Source organism: Mycobacterium sp. SMC-18, from assembly GCF_045310895.1.
Taxonomy (GTDB): domain Bacteria; phylum Actinomycetota; class Actinomycetes; order Mycobacteriales; family Mycobacteriaceae; genus Mycobacterium.
Window position 1 is genome coordinate 188,828 of the sequence record NZ_JBJIAL010000001.1, and the last position, 16,879, is coordinate 205,706.

Here is a 16,879-nt window from a genome sequence, read left to right on the forward strand (position 1 = left end):
CTATCCGTTTTCGTCGACACCCAGGTAGGCCGCGATGCACCGGGCCGACGCGGCGCGCGCCTGCTCAGGGTCGGCGCCACCGGCGATATCCGCCGCGCACCAGGCCGCGCCGGATTCGCGGGTGAACCGGCGGCCCTCGTCGCTGACGGTCCACTGCGGGCCGAACGACGGATCGATGTCCTGCCCCGTCGAGGTGTGGATGGCCAGCCCGAGAAGCGCGCCGTCCCAGCCCATACCCACGGCACTGGGGCCGTACTGCGCCCAGAACTCGTCGTCGTCGGCCGGGGCGATGTGGTCGAGCTCGAGACGCGCCGAGCCGTCGCCCCCGTCGACGATGCGCAGCTCGATCCAGCTGGTCTGTCCGTTGCACTCCCAGGTGGCCGTGAAGGTATGCGGCGGATCGCACGTCAACACGGTGCCGCCGGCGTTCCCCTCGATCTGGAACGTGCCGCCGACCACGAGGTCGCCGGTGACCGGCAGGAACCATCGCGGAATCCGCTCCCGATTGGTACATGCGTCCCACAGATCGGCGGCATCGGTCGGGTATGTCTGACTGATCGTGACGACGCGGACTTCGCCCGCCTGCCACGTGCGCGTGCCGACCGTGCGTTGTACGGCGTTGATCTGTGCGGTGACGTCGATCATCACTCCCCCTTGCGGTTGCGTTTCCCGCGCGCCACTTCGGTGGCCAGCGCGTCCAGATGCGGTTGCCAGAACCGGCGGAAACCGGCCAGCCAGTTGTCGATGTCCTGCATACCCCGGCCGTCCACGGCGTACAGCCGTCGCTGACCGTCCGGGCGCACGCTGGCAAAACCGTTGTCGCGCAAGACCTTCAGATGCTGCGACACCGCCGGTTGACTGATCGAGAACTCGGCTTGGATCGTCGCCCCGATGGCGCCCGCGGTCAGTTCACCGTGCGCCAGCAGTTCCAGGATCCGTCGGCGAACCGGGTCCCCCAGGACATCGAAGGCGTGCACATCGCAAAGTTATAGTCACGACTTATATAAGTCAAGGGTTACACATCTGGGCGTGACGCAGAAACCACGTTCGCGCCCACAGCGCAGGATCGACGCGGGCCGCGCCCCGGTCAGTTGCCGGCGGCGGCCTGCTGCACGACGCCGTCGCCCGTCTGCTGGTCGGTCGCGCTCCACGACACCGCCGCCGGGAAATGCCCCCACGTGCTGTTGAAGACGCCGACGAGGACGGCCCGGTTGTCCGGCGTGACGGTGTAGACCGGTCCGCCGGAGTCGCCCTTCTGGCTGACGATGCCGTTGGACATGGTGAACCAACCGTTGTTCACCGCGTCGACGGTGCCGCACGTCTCACCGGTGACGACACCGAAGTGGCAGACGGGTGCGCCGCGCTGCGGATTCACCGCGGGATCGGTGACCAGCATCCGCCCGCCGGGCAGGATGTTGTTCACCATGACGTCGCCGGCGATGTTGATGGACTCCCAGTCGGAGATCTGGTGGTCGGTCGCGATGGTGGCGCCGTCCGGTGTGTTGTCCCGGAACGTGATCATGGTGCCGATGAAGCGGCCGTCCTTGTCGGTCACCGGGCCGTTGCCGCGGCAGTGACCTGCGGTGTAGCCGGTCCGCGCGACCGGGTCCACGTAACCGAGCGTGCAGCGCGTGGTGCCCTGGTGAATCTCCATACCCGGGTAGACGAGCACTCCGGGATCAGCCGACGCGACCGGCGCCGGGCCACCCACGGCGACCATCGGAACTGCGACCGCGGCTACTGCCACGGCCCGCAAACCCCCCACAAACATGACTTGCTCCCATCACCTCGGGACGGACGTCGCGCCAGCCTACCCCGCAAACCCCAACCCGGGACGGGAAAGGCCCCGCCGTGGGCGACCGGCGGCCGCCCCGCACCAGCAAACAAACTGCCCCTCGAACCGGGCGTTGAAACGCGTTGGCGGCCCGGATCTTTCGATCCAGGCCGCCAACGTCCGTCCAGGTCAGGGAATGGTCAGGAGCTGACCGGGCTGGATCAGGTCCGGGTTGTCGATACCGCTGGCCCCGGCGATCTCCGGGTAGCGGTTGCCGTCGCCGTAGAACTGCTCGGCGATGGCCCACAGGGTGTCACCCGACTGCACGGTGTAGGTGCGCGGCGCCGGCGCCTCGGGCACCGGGGCGGGCTCGGGCTCGGGCGCGACCTCGGCGACCGGCTCGGCAGCCACCTCGGGCTCGGGTGCGGGCGCGGGCTCCGGAGCCGCCTCGACCGGCGCCGGGGGCACCTCGTCGGTGTGGGTCTCGGACGACCACTTGGCGTCGTCGCCGCTGTAGAGCACGAGGTTGCGATCGTCCTGCAGCACGAGACGGACGTTGTCGGCGCCGGCGGTCTGGCTGGCCCACACCGGCTTGTCCGGGGTGTACAGCACGAAGTTGCCGTCCTCCTGCACCTCGGCGCGCTTGACGTCCTGGCCGTCGGTGGCGGTGGCCCACACGGACTGCTCCCCTGCGTACAGCACTAGGTTGCCGTCGTCCTGCAGCACCAGCCGGTACGCACCGTTGTTCGACGTCAGCGACTGGCCGACCTCGAGCTTCTCGCCCTTCTGAAGTGTGTCACCCATGAAAGTCCAGCTCCTTTGGTTCGATTCACCCCTGTCGAGCAACGACAGTACCGACGGTTCCGGGGAACGCCAGTGTTTGCGCTCGCTGAAATCAAAACAGTTGGCGAACAATGAGTTATCGCGAAGGAATCACAGCGTTCTGTCAGCGTTGACGCCCCTGTCAGTGAACCGGCGCGGCCTCCGGTCCCGCCGGCTGCCATCCCGGCGGGCCGAAGACGTAGCCCATTCGGTCACCGAACCCGTTGGCCTGGCGCACATCTCGGACAATCGACGCATACTCGTGCGTCTGAAGTTTCCAGATGTTGTACGTACCAACAGGTTTGGTCAGACCATAGTTCGGCCGCGCGGCCTCCGGCGTGAAGCTGCCGAACATCCGGTCCCAGATGATCAGGACGCCGCCGTAGTTCTTGTCGAGGTATTGCCGGTCCCGGCCGTGGTGCACGCGGTGGTGCGACGGCGTGTTGAAAATGTATTCGATTGGCCGCCAGAGCTTTCCGATTCGTTCGGTGTGAATCCAGTACTGGTACACCAGGTTCAGCGAGAAGCTGGCGAACACGATCCACGGCGGCACGCCCAGCGCCGGCAGTACCGCCTTCATCGCCAGGTCGCCGGAGGGATTCCACTTCTGCCGCAGTGCGGTGGACAGATTGAAGTACTCGCTGGAATGGTGCGCCTGGTGCGTGGCCCAGAACAGCCGCACCCGGTGGGCCATGCGGTGGTAGGTGTAATAGATCAGGTCGACGCCGAGGATCGCGATCACCCACGTGTACCAGGCGTCACCCGGCAGGTGCCACGGCGCGACGTACACATACAGCGCCGCGTAGCCGACCAGCGCGAGGAAGTTCAGTACACCGCTGGTGAACAGCGACACCGCGCCCATCCAGATGCTGGCCCAGGCATCGGCGCGCAGGTAGGCGCCCGACGGCGGCCGCTGTTCGTCGTACGCGAGCTTGCGGGCCGCGCCCCACTCCAGCAGCAGCGCCACCACGAAGAACGGAATGGCGTACGAGACCGGGTCGTGCAGCATCGTCGGCAGCACGTCGGACAGCAGATCGGAACTCACGTCGACACCTCCGGGCGCAGCGTATCCGGGCACGCACCGTCCGCCGGCCGGAAATGCGCCCGCACCCTCCACTCAGCTCCCATCGTGCTCCGAATCGCGGCAAGATGGCGCGCATGACTGATCGCACCGCGTCGCTCGTCGAGCTCGCCCGACGCCACGGTGTGGCCACCGAGTACCTGGACTGGAGCGGCACGCAACACGCCGTCGCCGCGTCCACGCTGGTCGCCGTGCTCGCGGCGCTCGGCGTACCGGCCGATTCCGAGGACGCACGCGCGGCTGCCCTGGCCGACCACGAGCGCGCGTACTGGCAGCGCACCCTGTCCCCCACGATCGTCGCCCGGGCCGGTCAGCCGTCGAGCTTCTGGGTGCATGTCACCCACGGCGCGCCCGTCGGCGTGTGGATCCGGTTGGAGGACGGTTCGGTGCGGGCCGGGCTGCGCCAGCTGGAGAACAACCGGCCGCCCTTCGATCTCGATGGCCGCCTGGTCGGCGAGGCGAGCTTCGAACTGCCCGCCGATCTTCCGCTGGGCTACCACCGGCTGCACGTCCAGGCCGGCGCCGCCGCGGACGCCGACGCCGTCCTGATCGTCACCCCCGACGCGCTGACGCTGCCGAGCCGTCTGGGCAGCGGCCGGGCCTGGGGCCTGGCCACCCAGCTCTACAGCGTGCGGTCTCGGGACTCCTGGGGTACCGGCGATCTCACCGACCTCACCGACCTCGCCGTGTGGTCGGCCACCCGGCACCAGGCCGACTTCATCCTGGTGAACCCGTTGCACGCCGCCGGCCCGGTGGCCCCGATGGAGCCGTCGCCGTATCTGCCGACGTCGCGCCAGTTCGCCAACCCGCTCTACCTGCGCGTGCAGGCCGTTCCCGAGTACACCGCCGTCCGCACCCCGGCCACGCTGCGCAAGGCCCGCGCCGACGCCCAGTCCCGCGCCGACAAGAACGAGTTCATCGATCGCGACGCCGCGTGGAAGTCCAAGCGCAATGCGCTCAAGGAGGTTTACCGGGCCCACCGCTCGGCGGGGCGGGCCGTCGCATACGACGGCTACCGGCAACGGACCGGCCGCACGCTCGACGACTTCGCGACGTGGTGCGTGCTGGCCGAGAAGCACGGCGACGACTGGCGCGACTGGCCGGCGGAGTTTCAGCACCCGGACCATCCGGCGGTGCGGGCGTTCGCCGAAAAGCACAGCAGCCGTATCGATTTCCATCGGTGGCTGCAGTGGCAACTCGATGACCAGCTGACCGCCGCGCAGGCCACCGCGGTGCAGGCGGGGATGTCCCTCGGCATCGTCCACGATCTGGCAGTCGGCGTGCACCCGGGCGGCGCCGACGCCTGGGCCCTGCAGGACGTGCTGGCCACCGGCGTGTCGGCGGGGGCGCCGCCGGACGAGTTCAATCAGCTCGGACAGGACTGGTCGCAGCCGCCGTGGCGTCCGGACGAGCTCGTGGAGCGGGCCTACGAGCCGTTCCGCGCCGTGGTCCGGGCCGTGCTGCGGCACGCGGGCGGTGTCCGCATCGACCACATCATCGGCCTGTTCCGGCTGTGGTGGATTCCGGACGGCGCGACGCCGGTCGACGGCACCTACGTCCACTACGACCACGAGGCGATGATCGGCATCGTGGCGCTGGAGGCGCAGCGAGCCGGCGCGGTGGTGGTCGGCGAGGATCTGGGCACCGTCGAACCATGGGTTCGCGACTACCTGCGCGACCGCGGTCTGCTCGGCACCTCGATCCTGTGGTTCGAAGCCGACCAGGACGGCGGACCGCTGCCCGCGCCGCGGTGGCGCGAATACTGCCTGTCTGCGGTGACGACGCATGACCTGCCACCGACAGCGGGTTACCTGGCCGGCGCGCATCTACGGCTGCGCCGCGATCTCGGCCTGCTGACCCGCCCGTACAAAGAAGAGGTCGCGGCCGACCGTGCCGATCAGCAGCGCTGGCTGGACGTCCTGCGCGCGGCGGGGTTGTTGCCGCCGAACGCCCCTGATGCGATCGACCCCGAGCAGACCGTCCTCGCCCTGTACCGCTATCTCACCCGCACCCCGTCGCGGCTCCTGGCGCTGGCGCTGCCCGATGCCGTCGGTGACGTGCGGACCCAGAATCAGCCGGGCACCACGGACGAATATCCGAACTGGCGGGTCCCGCTGGCGGGTCCGGACGGCCGGAAGATCCTCCTCGAAGACCTGTTTTCCGACGCTCGTGCGGCCGCGTTGGCGCAGGTGATGGCCGACGCGGTGACACCGGGATTGAGTTGATTCGAGTTTCTCCACCCCGCCATCTGCGCTATCTTCGCTGTACTCGAGGAGGTCAGGTGAAGAAGCTGAAGATGCTGACGGCAGGCGCCGTGGCAGCAGGTGCGGTGGCGGTGGGTGCCACCGCGATGTTCGGCTCGTCGGTGGCCGCGTCGGATCCGGGCGGTTCGAGCTCGATGAACGTGGTGGGCGAGTCCTACGCCCGCGCCGTCTCGATTCTCAAGAGCCAGGGTGTGCGGGCCACGTTCGGCGGCTCGGTCGGCAGCGATGTGCCGCAGGCGCAGTGCATCGTCGATCAGGAGAAGATGGGCAGCCACGGCCGCGTCATCCTCATGCTGAACTGCACCACCAAGGCCGTCGAGAACGCCTCCGCCGGCGCGCCGGCGGCCGGTGGCGGCGCTCCCGCAGGGGCGCCCGGTGCTCCGCAGGGCCCGCACGTCGGCGCCAACGGCGTGACGACGGTGCAGGCGACGCCTGTCGGCCCGCAGCCGGGCATGTCGGTCCCCGGTATGTAACTTTTGCCGAGACGGCATTCCAGCAGGTCAAGACACAGGTTCTGGCTGCTGGGATGCCGTTTCGTCGTCTCACGGCAAAACCCAGTACCGCCGTTCCCACATAAAACGCTTACACTGGGTCCACTCGCAACGATGCTTGAGGATCCGGAGGTAGCTGTTCCATGCTGCGACCACAACGTTTCGCCCATGAGGTAGACCCGGGTCCGGTGCAGATCCAGGCCCGCAACGTGGCTTTCGAGACCGCGGACAAGCCGATGTCCTGGATTCCCGGCCACCCTGTCGCCTCGCACGTGGTGAACCTGCTGAACATCCTGCTTCCGGCGGGTGAGCGCTGGTTCATCGAGACGTTCAACGAAGCGCTGCCGCTCATCAAGGATCCGAAACTCGCCGACGACGTCCGCGGCTTCATCGGCCAGGAGGCCATGCACGCCGAGGCCCACGACACCGTCATGAACGACTACCTGGTGCGCAGTGGCATGAATGTCACGCCGTTGCTCGATCAGGTCGAGTTCGTCTTCGAAGAGATCCTCGCTCCGGCCAAGACGGACGACCCGCGCCGCAAGATGAACAACCTCATCGAGCGGCTGTGGTTCATCGCGGCCGTCGAGCACTACACCGCGGTGCTCGGCGACTTCGTCTTGAACTGCACGTGGGACAACTACGACGCCGACCCCGTCATGGTGGACCTGTTCCGCTGGCACGGCGCCGAGGAGGTCGAGCACCGCTCGGTGGCCCACGAGGTCGCCGTGTACTTCCGCAACAGCTACTTCGACCGCATCCGCGCCATGAGCGTGGTGGCGGTCCTGATGTACGTGTTCTTCCAGCGCGGCATGCGGTTCCTGGTCAAGAGCGACCCGCAGCTCAAGCTCGGCTGGTGGAAGTCGCAGCGCCTGCGGATGCGCGACTCGAAGCTGGGGCTCCTGCCGAAGTACCGGAACCTGCTGCTGACCCAGACGCTGGTGTACTTCAAGCCGAACTACAGCCCGGAAGACATGGGCTCGACCGCGCAGGCCGTGGCGTATCTGGCCGCCTCGCCCGCTGCCCGCGCCGCACACCTGTGAGGGCGCGCCGCTTCCGGTCACGTCTGGCGCCGCCCAGCGTGATGGGCCTGTTGCCGCACGACCTGCTGGTGACCGTGGCCGACGCCGTCGTCAGCAGCACGTTCTGGGTATCGACGCGGGTACGCAAGCCCCCGGTACCGGCTGTCGTCGAGCGCACCATCGCGCTGAAGATCGCCGGCCGTGAGGTCGTCGCGCACGACCAGGACGTGGTGGCGTTGACGTTCGTCAGCGCCGACGGGTCGGAACTTCCCCGCTGGCACCCGGGTTCGCATCTCGACATCCACCTGCCCAGCGGTCTGATCCGCCAGTACTCGCTGTGCGGCGATCCCGACGAGCAGGGCGCCTACCGAATTGCCGTGCGGCGCATACCCGATGGCGGCGGTGGCTCCATCGAGGCGCACCAGCTGGCGGTCGGGGACGTGATCACCACCAACGGACCGCGCAACGCCTTCCCGCTGGCGGTGCCCGGCTTCGGGTCGCCGACCCGCACGCTGCGGTTCATCGCCGGCGGTATCGGTATCACGCCGATCCTGCCCATGCTGGCGCGTGCCGAACAGTTCGGCATCGACTGGTCGATGCTGTACGTCGGCCGCAGCCGCGACAGCCTGCCGTTCCTGGACGAGCTGACACGGTTCGGCGACAAGGTGCAGATCCGCACCGACGACGTCGACGGCCTGCCGACGGCCGACGATCTGCTGGGCGACTGCCGGCCGGGCACCTCGGTGTACACGTGCGGCCCGGCGCCGATGCTCAATGCGATCCGTACCCGGCTGGTCGGGGCGGACGACATCGAGCTGCACTTCGAGCGCTTCGCCGCGCCTCCGGTGACCGATGGCCAGGAGTTCAAGGTCGAGGTCGCCTCGACGGGCCAGACCGTTGCCGTCGCGGCCGACGAGACGTTGCTGACGGCGCTGATCAAAGCCGGTGTGCACGCACCGTATTCGTGCCAGCAGGGCTTCTGCGGCACGTGCCGGGTGAAGGTGCTCGCCGGCGCCGTCGACCACAGGGACGGCCTGCTGACCGAGACCGAACGCGAGGCCGGTCAGGCACTGATCTGTGTGTCGCGCGCGCAGGGCGACGGACCGCTGACCCTGGACCTCTAGCCGTCCGGTTTACGATGCCCCAATGCCAATGGCCGAGGGGACCGATTTCGCGGGCTACACCATCGTCCGGTGCCTGGGTTCCGGTGGCATGGGCGAGGTCTACGTCGCCCAGCATCCGCGACTGCCCAGGCAGGACGCGCTCAAGGTGCTGCGTCCCGAGATGTCCACGAATCAGGAGTTCCGCGAGCGGTTCCTGCGTGAGGCGGACCTGACCGCTGCGTTGTCGCATCCGAACATCGTCGGGGTGTACGACCGCGGCGAGTTCGACGGCCAGTTGTGGATCTCGATGGAGTACGTCGACGGCATCGACGTCAGCCGCCTGCTGCGCGGCGCCGGCGGCGTATCCGACGATCAGGCGGTCGCGATCATCAGCGCCGTCGCCGACGCGCTCGACTACGCGCACCAGCACGATCTGCTGCACCGCGACGTCAAGCCGGCCAACATCCTGATCAGTGACACCGATCCGGCGAGCCGCCGAATCAAGTTGGCCGACTTCGGCATTGCGCGGTGCGCCAACGACTCCGCCGGGCTGACCGCGACGAACATGACCGTCGGCACCGTGTTCTACGCCGCTCCGGAGCAGCTGACCGGCAGCGTCATCGACGGCCGCGCCGACCAATATGCGTTGGCGGCCACCGCTTTTCAGCTCTTCACCGGGGCGCCGCCGTTCGAGAACTCCAACGCCGCGGTGATCATCGGCAAGCACCTCAGCGCTCCCCCGCCGTCGCTCTCACAAAGCCGGCCCGATCTCGCCGCCCTGGACCCGGTGCTGGCCAAGGCACTCGCCAAGGATCCCAAGGACCGGTTCGACAAGTGCGCCGATTTCGCCCGCGCCCTCCAGCACGGGCTGGGCGTGACGGGCGCGGATGCCACCATTCTGGCTCCCGCGGCGGCGGACCGGACGCAGGTCCTGCAGCCGGACAAATCCACGCGGTCCCGCCGGTCGCTGATCCTGCCCGTGGTGCTCACGGTGCTGCTGATCGCCGCACTGGTCTTCGCGGCCATCGAGTTCACCCGCGCCAAGGATGAACAGCCGGCACCGCCGCGTCCCGCAGCGACGACCACAACGGCTCCCCCGGCGACCACCACACCGTCGGCCACCGAGGCGCCACCGAGCCCGACATCGGCCGTCGCGCCCACCGAGCCTCCCGCCGAGCCGACCGAGGCGACGGTCACCAGCACGGTCACGGTCGAGACCACCACGCCGCCGACCACCCCGACCACCACCGAAGCGCCTGCGCCAGAACAGGAGACGCCGATCCGCGAATGCATGGACCGGACCGGGATGACACGGCTGCAGTGCTGGGAAGAGATTCGCCGCGGCGAGCGGAGGCGCTGATGTCACCCAAGTTCGCCGTGGTCGCACCGGTCGCGGCCGGAGTCACCGCCGATCCGGTCTGGATGACGCAGTTCGCCCGCCACCTGGAGAGCTGTGGCTTCGAATCCATTGTGGCCGTGGAACATACGGTGCTGCTCACCGAGTACTCGAGCGTGTATCCCTACGACGCCTCGGGCCGCGTGGAGATTCCCGCCGACTGTGCGGTCCCGGATCCACTGGAACTGCTGGCTTTCCTCGCCGGGCAGACGAGCACACTGGGCCTGGCGACGGGCGTGCTGGTGCTGCCGAACCATCACCCGGTGGTGTTGGCCAAGCGCGTCGCCACCTTGAACGCCTTGTCCGGCGGTCGTGTTCGCCTGGCCGTCGGCATGGGCTGGCTGCGCGAGGAGATCGAGGCGTGCGGGGCCCCGTTCGACGCCCGTGGCCGCCGCGCCGACGAGCAGATCGACGTATTGCGGCTGCTGTGGTCGGATCAGCCGGACGGCGTCACCCATTCCGGCGAGTTCTTCGAATTCGCCCATGCCGCTTGCTATCCCAAGCCGGTTTCGCCGATCCCGATCCACATCGGCGGGCACAGCCGGGCCGCGGCCCGCCGCGCCGGCCAGCGCGGTGACGGCTTGCAGCCGCTCGGCGTCGCGGGCGCGGAACTGTCGGCGTTGATCGCGCTGATGCGGGAGTCGGCCGAGCGGACCGGCCGGGACCCCGACGCCCTCGAACTCTCCCTCGGACACCTGGTGCCCAAGGTCGACGCCGATCGTGCCGGCCGGCTCGCGGAGCTCGGCGCCGACCGCATCGTGCTGGCGATGCCGCCCGTCACCGACATCGACGAGGCCAGGGACATGTTGTCGGCGTGCGCCGAACGGCTCGGGCTCACACCGTGCCGCTGACAGTGGCCGACCGGCTGGCGCTGACCGACCTGGTGCACCGCTACGCCGCGGCCGTCGACGACCGCCGGTTCGACGATGTCGTCGAACTCTTCACCAGCACAGCGGAATTGGTCCTCCCGGACCCGCCCCGATCGCTGGACCCGATACGGCCCGAGCACGGGCCAGACGGGGTCCGGGCCGCGATGGCCGCCCTGTCGGGCGTCGTCCGCACCCAGCACGAGATCGTCGGTGAGGTCTACACCGACGCCACCGACCACGCTCGTGGCCGCATCACGTGCGTCGCCCACCACTGGACCCGCGGCGCCGACTCGGACGTCACCGATCTGGTGTGGCACCTGCGGTACGACGACGAGTACGCCCCGACCGGCGACGGCTGGCGCATCCGGCGCCGCGCCCTGACGCTCAACGCCATCGAGACCCGGCCCGTCCGCCGCCTCCGGGACTAGCCGTCGTCTACGCCGGCTGCGCCACGATCAGCAGCGTGTCTCCGCCGACCTGCACGCCGCCGTCGCCGATCACCGCCGCCAGCCGAGCCCGCAGCTCGGCGGCCCGGTCGGCGGGCAGCACCAGGTGGTTGGAGTAGGTGAACACGAGGTCCAGCCACTGCTCGCGGGTGTACTGCTCACCGCGGGCGTAGGTCAGCTGCTGCACGGCGAATCCGGCGGTCTCCAGGTCGGCCACCACGTCGGCGCTGTCCATGCCCGAGCCGGTCCCGCCGGTGGGGGTCCCGGTCACCAAAGGTGAAGCGGCATCGAGGAAGTCGCGGTACACCTCCGCGAAATCCTGGCGCGACGGCTGCACCGGGAACAGCCGGTTCCACGCCAGCGCCAGCCGGTCGCCCGGGGCGAGCAACCGGCGAATCTTCGGCAGCGCCGCCGCCGGGTCGACCCAGTGGAACGACTGGGCGAACAGGACCACGTCGAAGGTCCGGCCGGCGTCGTCCCAGTCCTCGAAAGTGGCCACCTCGACGGTGACGCCGTGCTCGGCGGCGATCTCGGCCATCCTCGGATCCGGTTCCAGCGCAACCAGTTCCGCCCCGCGGGCGATCAGCTGCCGGGACGCGATCCCGGTTCCGGCGCCGACGTCGAGCACCCGGACCGAACCGGTCCCGACCAGTTCGTCGAGCATGGCCTCCGGGTAGCGGGGCCGGTGCCGGTCATACGACCGGGCGGCACCGCCGAACGAATCAGCTCGGTCACGCTGCCGGTACAGCTCATCAGACTCAGCCACGACTCGACGCTACCGGGAGCCCGTTCCCCGGATGCCGAGTGGTGCACCGGCGGCAGCTACGGGCATGCTGGACCCCATGACGCGTCCGCCGCGCCGGTGGGACCCGCTCCGACCGCTCGATCTGTTCACCTCGGTGGTGTCGACCGCCGCGGTGCTGCCGGTGAGCACCGGGGCGGCCGCGGCCTATCGGACGGCGTTGCTGACGGTGCGGCCGCTGGTGGTCGGGCGCCGGATCACCGTCCGCATGAGCACCAGCGACCTGGCCTTCACCGTGACCAAGTTCGATTCCCGGTGGGATGCCGGCATCTTCGCCGTCGGCCACATCGGCACGGTCAACATCGCCGCGGACAAGGTGAAATGGGCGGGAACCGAACTGAATTCGGTCTCGGCGAAGCTGAACAACCTGCACATCCGGCCCTCGGTGCCACCGATGTTGGCAGCCACTCCCGTCGAGGTGACGTTGGAGGTGCCGTCCGACTCGCTCGACGAGCTGATCCGGGCCGCCGAACCGCGTGTGCGCACCGAGATCGGCGACGACGGGGTCACCCGAATCCGGTTGTCGCGCTTCCGCTCCGGGGTCATCGAGGTCGATCCTCACCTGCACGGCAAGACGTTGTGGCTCAAGCCCCGTGGCCTGACGCTGGGCGCCGCCCGGGTCCCGGTGCCCGGACTCGCCCCGGCGTACCCGGTGCGGCTGCCCGAGCTGCCGTACGGCATGACCCTGACCTCGGTGGAGGTCGGTCCGGGCGTCGTACGTGTCGGTGCGACACTGCCGGAATGGCGGTTCGACCTGCCGCGCGCCGTCCTGGACGAGCTGATCAACCAACTCAGTGTGGTGGGCCGGCCGCTCGACGTGATCTGGCCAGGCTGATCCGCTGCGCTGAAGATCCGCCGATCCTTCACTACAGTCACGGTCGTGACCATCGGCTACTCCCGATACGTCGCGCTCGGCGACAGCCAGACCGAGGGCCTGTTGGATGGCGACGACAACACCGGCATCCACGGTTTCGCCGACCGCCTGGCCTGGCGACTCAACGCATTACAGCCTGGACTCCAATACGCGAACCTCGCGGTGCGGGGCCGTCGGATCAGTGACGTACTGGACCGGCAGCTGCCGCTGGCCCGGGACATGAACCCCGACCTGATCACCAGCTGCATCGGGATGAACGACGTCACGCGGCCGGTGCGCAGCTTCGACAAGGCGCTCGAGGACATGCGGCGCGTGCATACCGAACTCGCCGCCACCGGCGCGACCGTGGTCACGACGACGTTTCCCGACATCGCCCGCATCCTGCCGGTGGGACGGGTGCTCAGCGGCCGGCTGCGCCGCATCAATGAGGTGATCCGGGCCGACTCGACCCGTTTCGGATTCCGGCTGGTCGACCTGTCGACGGCCACCTCGATGCTGGACCCCGCGACCTGGGCCGTCGACCGGGTTCACGGCTCCCCGCACGGCCATCAACTGTTCGCCGACGCCGCCGCCGAGGCGCTGGAGTTGCCCGGCAGCGATCACCGCTGGGCCGAGGTCGAGGGTGAACTCGTCCTGCCGCGACTGCGCGAGCGCATGTATTCGCAGCTGATGTGGGCCCAGAACATGCTGATGCCGTGGGTGTGGCGGCACACGCTGGGCAGTTCTCGAGGTAAGGGGCTCGAGCCGAAGCGCCCGGTGCTGGCGCCGCTCGACGCCAGCCCGGCGTTATCCGAGGCCGAGTAGTCCGAGCGGCAGCGGCGATTCACCGCGTCCGAGCGCACCGACGACGCCCGGGCAGAACGACGAGATCGCGAAGCCGGTGAACATCGTGGCCGGGCCCAGCGACATGCCCGAGGTGTCGGCGACCTTGGCCGCCGCGTCGGCCAGGGTCTGGCCGGGCTGCGCGAGCATCGGGCACACCGACTGGCCCAGCGCGACCGGATCAGACCCGTTCGGCAGCATCATGTCGGCGTTGCTGAGCGCGTTGTTGAAGGCATCGACGCCCGCATCTGCGCTGGCCGGAGCGGCCACGACGAGGCTGCCCACGATTCCGACGGTGGTAGCTGCAATTGCGATGGCGGCGCCGAATGTGCTCTTCATGATGTCCTCATCATAGGGGAAGCAGGTTGCCGCTACCGCCTCGCGGCCGTCTCAGACGCCCGTCCAGGCGCTTGCAATCCGGGTTCCGATGTCGATGACCTTGGCATCTGCGCTGTTGATCTCGCCTGCCACATGCTGGGCGATGAAGCGCCGGATCTCGCCGTCGACGTTGGCAACGATGCGCAACAGCTCCGCCCGGATCGATGACGACGTCACGTGGATGGCGATGTCCGACGACCGTGGCGTCTTGACGTCGATGACGAGGAGCAGCGGGTGGGCGGCCCGCGCGGTCGCGGTCAGGTTGATCTCGCCGAACACCATGAACCGGGGCCGGTCGATGCGCAGGTCCAGCGTCATGTCGATTTCCAGCGGGATGCGGATTGCGAAGGTGATTTCTTCACCGAGCGTCCTGGCCACCACGGGGTGTTTGATCTGCACGCGCGCGGTGACCTTCGCGAGCCCGCCGGGGCCCTGGGCGATGGGACCCATGTCGAAGGCTTCACCGGCGATGCCGCCGATCGCGTCCGCGACACGTTCCTCGCTGACCGCGACCTCGAAGAATCGTCGACCGAATTCCTCGTAGGACATGTATTCGTGTTGTGGTTGCACTGGCATGGTGTGACTACGTTCTCATGTCGGGGACGGAAGCAGCGGCAACTGGCGGCTTCATTCGGCAAAGAGTCGCAGGCCGACGATGCCCCGGCCCCCGATACCCAGCTCCGCGATGACCACACCGCGGTAGCCGTCCCGTCGGACGCCGGCCAGGACGTACCGGCCTGCGGCAATGACCTTCTGCACGCGCGTTCCGGCGAGTTCTTCGACCAGTTCGGACACGCTGAGCCGGGCGTCAGGGCCGCGGGTGATCTGCACCGGCTCACTGAGCCGGCGCTTGACCGCCAGCTCGTCGCCCGTCGCGGCATCGGCCAGCAGCCCCGTCAACGCACGCTTTGCTCTTGTCCCTCCGGTGCGCAGCCCGCCGAGAAAACCCACCGCGCCGCCGGGGCCCTGGTTGCGCAACAGCGCCGCCGAGAGCCCCAAACCCGCCGGCAGCGCCGCGGCGCCGCACCGGACGAACTGCACGACCATGCCCGGCAGCTCCCAAAATGCTTGCAGCCGAGAAATTTTCAGCGACGCGTCGGAGCCCTCTGCCACCACGTCGTACTGCAGATAGACCGGGATGCGCAGCTGCACCTGGGTGCCCATGTGCACTTCGAGCTCGAGGTCACGCACGACGGTGTTGCCGAGCACGATGTCGGCGTCGCGGTGGAACACGATGGTGCGCGGCCCGATGAAGGTGTCGTAGAACTGTGCGATGGCACGGTGACCGACGTGCGGCCGGGAACCGGCAGGGTCCTCGACGCGTCCGTCGGCGCTGAACAGATCCACCCAGGCCGCCTTGTCGTGCGCTGCCGTGGCGGCAGGCGAGCGCTCGACGGTGGCCAGGAGGTCGTCGCGGGTCGGCGATTGTGGTACCGGCATGTCTCCATCGTCCACCACCGCCGAGTTCGGCTGCGAGGGGATGGCCTGTCGGATCGTCGTGGCAGATGTCGCCGATGTCGCGCACACTGGTCGGTATGAGCAACAACGGCCCGTTCGGCATCGATCCGGAAGAGTTCGATCGCGTCCTGCGCGAGACGGGCGAGGGCATCCGGGGCGTATTCGACCGCCTCGGCCGCGGTGCCGCCTGGGCCAACGTGGTGAACGACCTGACCCGGACGCCGCGGCACGCGACGCAGCCCGAGACCACCGGCGACACCGGCGACGGCGTGTGGGTGGTGTACACCGTCGCCGCGGACGGCGGAGCGCACGTCGAAGAGGTCTACCCCTCCGAACTGGAGGCCCTGCGGGCCAACAAGAACAACACCGACCCGTCCCGAAAGGTCAGGTTCCTGCCCTACGGCATCGGGGTGAGCGTGCTGGACGCGCCTGAACAGGCCGGCGCACCGCAGCGTGACGACGATCAGACGGCGGGGCACGAACCCCGCTGATATTGACCTGCCGACTATATCCCCGGCGACGCGGCTGACACGCTACGCTTTGCCACATTGTCGTGTGGCAGTAGTGCGAGGGGAGATGACCAGGATGTTTCGGGTACTGACGGTGGCCGCAGCGATCGCCGGAACCGCCATCGGGCTGGCACCCTTCGCGAGCGCCGATCCGGCGCTGGGCGGCAGCGACGATCCCGGCCGCTACCCCACTGACGTCCCCGGCATGAACTACCAGGCCGTCAACGGCGCGCCGTGCGACAACCACGACATCTTCATCTTCGGCCGCGGTCCGGGCGGCGCATCCATGGCCTGCCACTGGATTCCCAACCAGTGGCCGCCCGTCGACACCGGATTCTGGGGCTACTCCTATGCGATCCAGGGCGTCAAGGACATCGGTTCTCCGTGCCCGGGCCCGCAGACCGCGGCGCAGGCTCCTGACGGCCGACCGCTGCTGTGCCTGGGAGCGCAGGGCTGGCAGCCCGGCTTCAAGACCGGCGACGGGTTCTTCCCGAGCTGATCCCCACACTGCACCGCGAGCCGCTGGCCGGGTGTCGACATTCGTCACTGGCGGTAGTGCGCATTCAATTCGTTTGCAGCGCAGCACTTTCGCCTTCCATGGTTGTGGGTCACCGGTAGCCTCAAGTGCCGCGGTCGCTGACCGCCATCGCTGCCGACCGCCGTCGCTGCGATCCGCCGCGCTGCTGACCGTCATCGCCGCGACCCGCACCGCGCCCCGATCCCGCCTTCTGTTTCGGACCAGCCGACCGATTCGAACGGACGGCCGAT

Annotated in this window: 20 protein-coding genes; 11 read left to right on the forward strand and 9 right to left on the reverse strand. The window is 68.8% G+C overall.

The annotated features are described in order from the left end of the window. The 5 genes from ACJH6J_RS00930 to ACJH6J_RS00950 form a co-directional block, all read right to left on the reverse strand. Complete coding sequence (locus tag ACJH6J_RS00930; protein WP_406774838.1) at positions 1–645, reverse strand: SRPBCC family protein; 645 nt, start codon at positions 643–645, stop codon at positions 1–3. Further along, positions 645–977: a helix-turn-helix transcriptional regulator gene (locus tag ACJH6J_RS00935; RefSeq protein ID WP_212814368.1), complete on the reverse strand. Its 333-nt coding sequence runs from the start codon at positions 975–977 to the stop codon at positions 645–647. The genes ACJH6J_RS00930 and ACJH6J_RS00935 overlap by 1 nt, the downstream gene beginning before the upstream one ends. Positions 978–1,087: 110 nt before the next feature. After that, entirely contained in the window at positions 1,088–1,771 is a 684-nt protein-coding gene (locus ACJH6J_RS00940; RefSeq protein WP_406774839.1) for a hypothetical protein, read from the reverse strand. 192 nt (positions 1,772–1,963) lie between these two features. Further along, on the reverse strand, positions 1,964–2,578 hold the full coding sequence (locus tag ACJH6J_RS00945; protein ID WP_212814366.1) for a LysM peptidoglycan-binding domain-containing protein: 615 nt from the start codon (positions 2,576–2,578) through the stop codon (positions 1,964–1,966). Between the two features lie 160 nt (positions 2,579–2,738). Then, the gene (locus tag ACJH6J_RS00950; protein WP_346416264.1) at positions 2,739–3,605 is read right to left on the reverse strand and encodes a sterol desaturase family protein; all 867 of its coding nucleotides are present in this window, start codon (positions 3,603–3,605) and stop codon (positions 2,739–2,741) included. Positions 3,606–3,754: 149 nt separating this feature from the next. On the opposite strand from ACJH6J_RS00950, the gene malQ reads away from it, so the two are divergent. The 7 genes from malQ (at position 3,755) to ACJH6J_RS00985 (ending at position 11,250) form a co-directional block, all read left to right on the forward strand. Next, on the forward strand, positions 3,755–5,902 hold the full coding sequence (malQ, locus tag ACJH6J_RS00955; protein ID WP_406803398.1) for a 4-alpha-glucanotransferase: 2,148 nt from the start codon (positions 3,755–3,757) through the stop codon (positions 5,900–5,902). 56 nt (positions 5,903–5,958) lie between these two features. Further along, positions 5,959–6,414 (forward strand): hypothetical protein, encoded by a 456-nt coding sequence (locus ACJH6J_RS00960; protein ID WP_212814362.1) that lies wholly within the window; start codon positions 5,959–5,961, stop codon positions 6,412–6,414. Between the two features lie 161 nt (positions 6,415–6,575). After that, on the forward strand, positions 6,576–7,475 hold the full coding sequence (locus ACJH6J_RS00965; protein WP_212814360.1) for a metal-dependent hydrolase: 900 nt from the start codon (positions 6,576–6,578) through the stop codon (positions 7,473–7,475). Between the two features lie 41 nt (positions 7,476–7,516). Continuing rightward, the gene (locus tag ACJH6J_RS00970) at positions 7,517–8,578 is read left to right on the forward strand and encodes a PDR/VanB family oxidoreductase (RefSeq protein ID WP_346416265.1); all 1,062 of its coding nucleotides are present in this window, start codon (positions 7,517–7,519) and stop codon (positions 8,576–8,578) included. Between the two features lie 22 nt (positions 8,579–8,600). After that, a complete protein-coding gene (locus ACJH6J_RS00975) occupies positions 8,601–9,917 on the forward strand; it encodes a serine/threonine-protein kinase (RefSeq protein WP_406774841.1) in 1,317 nt (438 codons plus the stop codon). Next, entirely contained in the window at positions 9,917–10,804 is an 888-nt protein-coding gene (locus ACJH6J_RS00980) for an LLM class F420-dependent oxidoreductase (RefSeq protein ID WP_212814355.1), read from the forward strand. The genes ACJH6J_RS00975 and ACJH6J_RS00980 overlap by 1 nt, the downstream gene beginning before the upstream one ends. Next, the gene (locus ACJH6J_RS00985) at positions 10,795–11,250 is read left to right on the forward strand and encodes a nuclear transport factor 2 family protein (RefSeq protein WP_212814353.1); all 456 of its coding nucleotides are present in this window, start codon (positions 10,795–10,797) and stop codon (positions 11,248–11,250) included. Before ACJH6J_RS00980 ends, ACJH6J_RS00985 begins: the two co-directional genes overlap by 10 nt. Positions 11,251–11,257: 7 nt before the next feature. On the opposite strand, the gene ACJH6J_RS00990 is transcribed toward ACJH6J_RS00985, so the two are convergent. After that, positions 11,258–12,016, reverse strand: coding sequence for a class I SAM-dependent methyltransferase (locus tag ACJH6J_RS00990; protein ID WP_406803410.1), 759 nt, complete (start codon positions 12,014–12,016; stop codon positions 11,258–11,260). A 94-nt stretch (positions 12,017–12,110) separates the two neighbouring features. Between ACJH6J_RS00990 and ACJH6J_RS00995 the strand changes: the two genes are divergently transcribed. After that, on the forward strand, positions 12,111–12,905 hold the full coding sequence (locus ACJH6J_RS00995; RefSeq protein ID WP_244872885.1) for an LmeA family phospholipid-binding protein: 795 nt from the start codon (positions 12,111–12,113) through the stop codon (positions 12,903–12,905). 45 nt (positions 12,906–12,950) lie between these two features. Next, positions 12,951–13,748, forward strand: coding sequence for an SGNH/GDSL hydrolase family protein (locus tag ACJH6J_RS01000; RefSeq protein WP_212814349.1), 798 nt, complete (start codon positions 12,951–12,953; stop codon positions 13,746–13,748). Here the strand turns inward: ACJH6J_RS01000 and ACJH6J_RS01005 are convergent. Genes ACJH6J_RS01005 through ACJH6J_RS01015 form a run of 3 tightly spaced genes read right to left on the reverse strand, consistent with a single transcriptional unit; the run spans position 13,731 to position 15,584 of the window. Further along, entirely contained in the window at positions 13,731–14,105 is a 375-nt protein-coding gene (locus tag ACJH6J_RS01005; protein ID WP_212814347.1) for a DUF732 domain-containing protein, read from the reverse strand. The two genes, ACJH6J_RS01000 and ACJH6J_RS01005, sit on opposite strands and share 18 nt — an antisense overlap. Positions 14,106–14,156: 51 nt before the next feature. Then, on the reverse strand, positions 14,157–14,720 hold the full coding sequence (locus ACJH6J_RS01010) for a hypothetical protein (protein ID WP_212814345.1): 564 nt from the start codon (positions 14,718–14,720) through the stop codon (positions 14,157–14,159). Between the two features lie 51 nt (positions 14,721–14,771). Then, positions 14,772–15,584, reverse strand: coding sequence for a nuclear transport factor 2 family protein (locus ACJH6J_RS01015; RefSeq protein WP_212814343.1), 813 nt, complete (start codon positions 15,582–15,584; stop codon positions 14,772–14,774). Positions 15,585–15,679: 95 nt separating this feature from the next. Between ACJH6J_RS01015 and ACJH6J_RS01020 the strand changes: the two genes are divergently transcribed. After that, on the forward strand, positions 15,680–16,093 hold the full coding sequence (locus ACJH6J_RS01020; RefSeq protein WP_212814785.1) for a hypothetical protein: 414 nt from the start codon (positions 15,680–15,682) through the stop codon (positions 16,091–16,093). 94 nt (positions 16,094–16,187) lie between these two features. Further along, the gene (locus ACJH6J_RS01025) at positions 16,188–16,610 is read left to right on the forward strand and encodes a hypothetical protein (protein WP_212814341.1); all 423 of its coding nucleotides are present in this window, start codon (positions 16,188–16,190) and stop codon (positions 16,608–16,610) included. The last annotated feature ends 269 nt before the right edge of the window (positions 16,611–16,879 follow it).